Below are 3,818 nucleotides of genomic sequence, written 5' to 3' on the forward strand. Positions count from 1 at the left end.
TGCGCCCCCACCGTACGCCCCGCTTCCCGGATCTTAACCGCCAGCGGCTATACAGGACCGGAGACCTTCGGAAAGGACCCCGCCATGCCCGCATTCGCACCAGCCGCCCTCTCCCCCGTCAATGACGGCCCCAACGAAAAAGGCCCCCGCTTGCGCGAGGGCCTTCCTAAGTGTCAGAGAGGCAAATCTCAGAGTCCGGTGGACACGTCGATGGTGTTGCCTTCTTCCAGGGTCACATAGGCTTTTTTCACGTCTTTCCGCTTGCCCAGCTGGCCGCGGAAACGCTTGACCTTACCCTTGGTGACGGTGGTGTTGACCGCTTTCACCTTGACGCCAAAGAGAGCCTCGACGGCTTCCTTGATCATCGGCTTGTTGGAGTCGATTGCCACTTCGAAAACCACTGCGCCGTTCTCAGACGCCATGGTGGATTTCTCGGTGATGATCGGCTTGCGGATCACGTCGTAGTGTTCTGCCTTCACGCTCATTTCAGACGAGCCTCCAGTGCTTCGACACCCGCCTTGGTGATCACCAGGGTGTCACGCTTCAGGATGTCATAGACGTTGGCACCGATGGTCGGCAGGATGTCCAGACCTTCGATGTTGCGCGACGCTTGCAGGAAGCCTTCGTTGACCGCTGCGCCGTCGATGATCAGCGCGCGCTTCCAGCCCAGGTTTTTCACCTGCTTGGCCAGTGCTGCAGTCTTGCCTTCGGAAGCAGCGTCCTCGATGATGACCAGCTCGCCCGCTTTCGCCTTTGCGGACAGCGCATGGCGCAGGCCCAGCTTGCGGAACTTCTTGGTCAGCTCGTGGCCGTGCGAACGCGGGGTCGGACCCTTGTAGATACCACCCTTGCGGAAGATCGGCGCGTTACGGTCACCGTGGCGTGCGCCGCCGGTGCCCTTCTGGCGGTAGATCTTCTTGGTCGAGTAGGAGGTCTCGGAGCGGGTCTTCACCTTGTGGGTGCCGGCCTGCGCGTTGTTGCGCTGCCAGCGGACCACGCGGTGCAGGATGTCCGCACGCGGCTCCAGGCCGAACAGGTCTTCGGACAGCTCGATGTCGCCCGCTTTGCCGCCGTCCAGTTTGATCACGTCAAGTTTCATGCTTCACCACCTTCCGCGGCAACTTCCGCAGTTTTCAGAGCGGCCGGGAAAGGCAGACCCTCGGGGGCTTTCTTCTTCACGGCGTCCTTGACGGTAACCCAGCCGGATTTCGGGCCCGGTACGGCGCCCTTGATGAAGACCAGGCCGCGCTCGGCGTCGGTTTTCACCACTTCCAGGTTCTGGGTGGTCACGCGGGCTGCGCCCATGTGGCCGGCCATTTTCTTGCCTTTGAAGACCTTGCCCGGGTCCTGACACTGACCGGTCGAACCGTGCGAACGGTGCGAGATCGACACACCGTGCGAGGCGCGCAGGCCGCCGAAGTTGTGCCGCTTCATGGCACCGGCGAAACCTTTACCGATCGAGGTGCCGGTCACGTCCACTTTCTGGCCAGCCAGGAAGTGTTCGGCCGAGATTTCGGCGCCGACTTCGATCAGGCCGTCCGCGGGAACGCGGAATTCGACCAGCTTGCGCTTGGGTTCAACCTTGGCAGCTGCAAACACGCCGCGCATGGCTTGCGAGGTGCGCTTTGCCTTGGCGGAGCCAGCACCCAGCTGAACGGCGGTGTAGCCGTCTTTTTCCTCGGTGCGCTGAGCAACAACCTGCAGGCCGTCCAGGGACAGAACGGTCACAGGGATCTGCTTGCCGTCTTCCATGAACAGGCGGGTCATGCCCACTTTTTTAGCGATAATTCCGGAACGCATAATCAATACCCTCCGAACTTACGACTGCAGCTTGATTTCGACGTCAACGCCGGCAGCCAGGTCGAGCTTCATCAGCGCGTCCACGGTCTGCGGGGTCGGGTCGACGATGTCGAGAAGACGCTTGTGCGTGCGGATCTCGAACTGGTCGCGGGATTTCTTGTCAACGTGGGGGCCACGCAGAACAGTGAATTTCTCGATCTTGTTCGGCATCGGGATCGGGCCGCGCACTTGCGCGCCGGTCCGCTTGGCAGTGTTGACGATCTCTTGCGTGGACGCATCCAGCACGCGATAGTCAAATGCCTTCAGCCGGATACGGATGTTTTGGCTTTGCATCGTACAGCCTTTTATTCAGGCGTTGGGGTTGAGAGGAGGGCCTGCGACCACCGCAACCCCTCATCGAACCCAAAAGGCGGGAATCATCCCGCCCCAATTCGCACTTGGCGAACTCGCGCCCTATACGCCCTATGGCCCCATGTGGCAAGGGGTTTCGCCGCGAAACCGTTGCGTTTGAGGCGGACGGTGCGTTTGGGTTTTGTCAGGAAGTGTTAATCGGAGGTTTCTGAGGGAAGGTTCGAAACCGGGCCTTAGCCGATGGCCCGCAGTTCTCAAACCGCCCGCAACAGGTTTTGCCTTTCAATTCCGGTCTGAGAGCTTCCAAAAGACCGCCCGGTGACCAAACTCTCCCGTAGATGACCCTGCGACAACTGACCCATCCGCGCTTACATCACTGGCGGAACTGAACCTTGTGCCGCCACGCTCTGGCAGCCATCCAAGAAACTCCATAGGCTTGTCCTTCGCCTTTATGAATGCAACTTCGCCCCCTGAACCCTTGACATACCCCACGACGGTCTCGTTCAGCTGGCTGATCGCACGCGCTCCCGTTTTCTTAACTTTGAACGCTGGCAACAACAGATCGGTGCCACCCTTGGAGCTCCAGTAAAATGCCTTAGTTTTGCTATGGCTGCCCGCTTCACCCACGATGATTGAGCCATCTGTTGAAGCATCGTGGGCATACCGTAGTTTTTCGCCTTGTACCGGCGCCAGCAGGACAACCCCCTCTGCATTGGTCCATCGGAAAGCACGGAATCCTACACGTCCAACGATAACCTTGCCGTCACCGCTGATACCAAGCGCGGCACTATCGCTGTTGAGTTCTTCGGTCCCGATGAAGGTCAGGCCGTCGTCTGCTGTCCACCGAAAGGCACTACGCCCTCCGATGCCGCCAACGCTGCCGACTATAACTGTGCCATCCGAACTTACTGCTGTTGCTCCGGTTTGCCGGTCCCCATCGACGTCACCGAGACTTATCATGCCCGTTTCTTTCGTCCAACGGAACGCACGCCAACCGGCTTCACTGTCACTCTTTCCCACAACAACTGAACCATCAGCACTAATACCCGTAGCTCTGCTTTCGGCACCTCCAGCCAGGACCCCCAAGCTGATCATTCCCTGCTCTTCAGTCCACAAAAAGGCGCGCTCTCCTTCCGAAGAGTCACTCACTCCTACGACGGTCAAACCATCTTCGCTTACGGCCTTCGCGAAGCTGCTTTCCCCGCCATCCAGAACTCCCAGATCGCAGATAACGGCTCCCTTGATGCTGCTATCAACTGGGGCACTGCAATCTGCGGCAGAGGCGTAGGAGCTTGGAACCAGCTGCGCCAGAGAAACTAAAGCAATCGCCCCCAGCTTGGGAAGAATCCTGAACATTCATAAACCTTTTTGGAAAAGAAAAGTGCAGGCTGTGCTGCATTCAATTTCGTATTAACAAAGCAAGATAACGTTTTCCACCCAGAGCTGCGTGAAACACGAATTTTCACGCCAGGCGTTCATAAAACAAAAGAGGGGCCTCCCGGGGGAGGTCCTTTCTATCAAGTACCAGGAGACCTGATTACTCGATGATCTTCAATGCAGCCTTGGTACGCGCGTCTCGAGATCATCGCTTTCAAACAAAAAGGCCGCCCGAAGGCGGCCTTTCCGTCGATCAATCAGGAGACTGATTACTCGGTGATTTTGGACAC

Annotated in this window: 5 protein-coding genes; all 5 read right to left on the reverse strand. The window is 58.4% G+C overall.

The features are described from left to right. Positions 1–188: 188 nt before the first annotated feature. The 5 genes from RA26_RS21905 to RA26_RS22250 all read right to left on the reverse strand — a co-directional run bounded on the left by RA26_RS21905 (position 189) and on the right by RA26_RS22250 (position 3,507). Positions 189–485, reverse strand: a complete 297-nt coding sequence (locus RA26_RS21905; RefSeq protein WP_019298498.1) for a 50S ribosomal protein L23 — start codon at positions 483–485, stop codon at positions 189–191. Then, positions 482–1,099, reverse strand: coding sequence for a 50S ribosomal protein L4 (gene rplD / locus RA26_RS21910; RefSeq protein WP_019298499.1), 618 nt, complete (start codon positions 1,097–1,099; stop codon positions 482–484). The genes RA26_RS21905 and rplD overlap by 4 nt, the downstream gene beginning before the upstream one ends. Further along, positions 1,096–1,800, reverse strand: coding sequence for a 50S ribosomal protein L3 (gene rplC, locus RA26_RS21915; protein ID WP_019298500.1), 705 nt, complete (start codon positions 1,798–1,800; stop codon positions 1,096–1,098). Before rplC ends, rplD begins: the two co-directional genes overlap by 4 nt. Positions 1,801–1,818: 18 nt before the next feature. Beyond that, positions 1,819–2,133 (reverse strand): 30S ribosomal protein S10, encoded by a 315-nt coding sequence (gene rpsJ, locus RA26_RS21920; protein WP_019298501.1) that lies wholly within the window; start codon positions 2,131–2,133, stop codon positions 1,819–1,821. Positions 2,134–2,433: 300 nt separating this feature from the next. Further along, complete coding sequence (locus RA26_RS22250; protein ID WP_052272537.1) at positions 2,434–3,507, reverse strand: hypothetical protein; 1,074 nt, start codon at positions 3,505–3,507, stop codon at positions 2,434–2,436. Positions 3,508–3,818: the final 311 nt, after the last annotated feature.

The organism is Leisingera sp. ANG-M7, assembly GCF_000813965.1.
In the GTDB taxonomy this organism is placed as follows: Bacteria; Pseudomonadota; Alphaproteobacteria; order Rhodobacterales; family Rhodobacteraceae; genus Leisingera.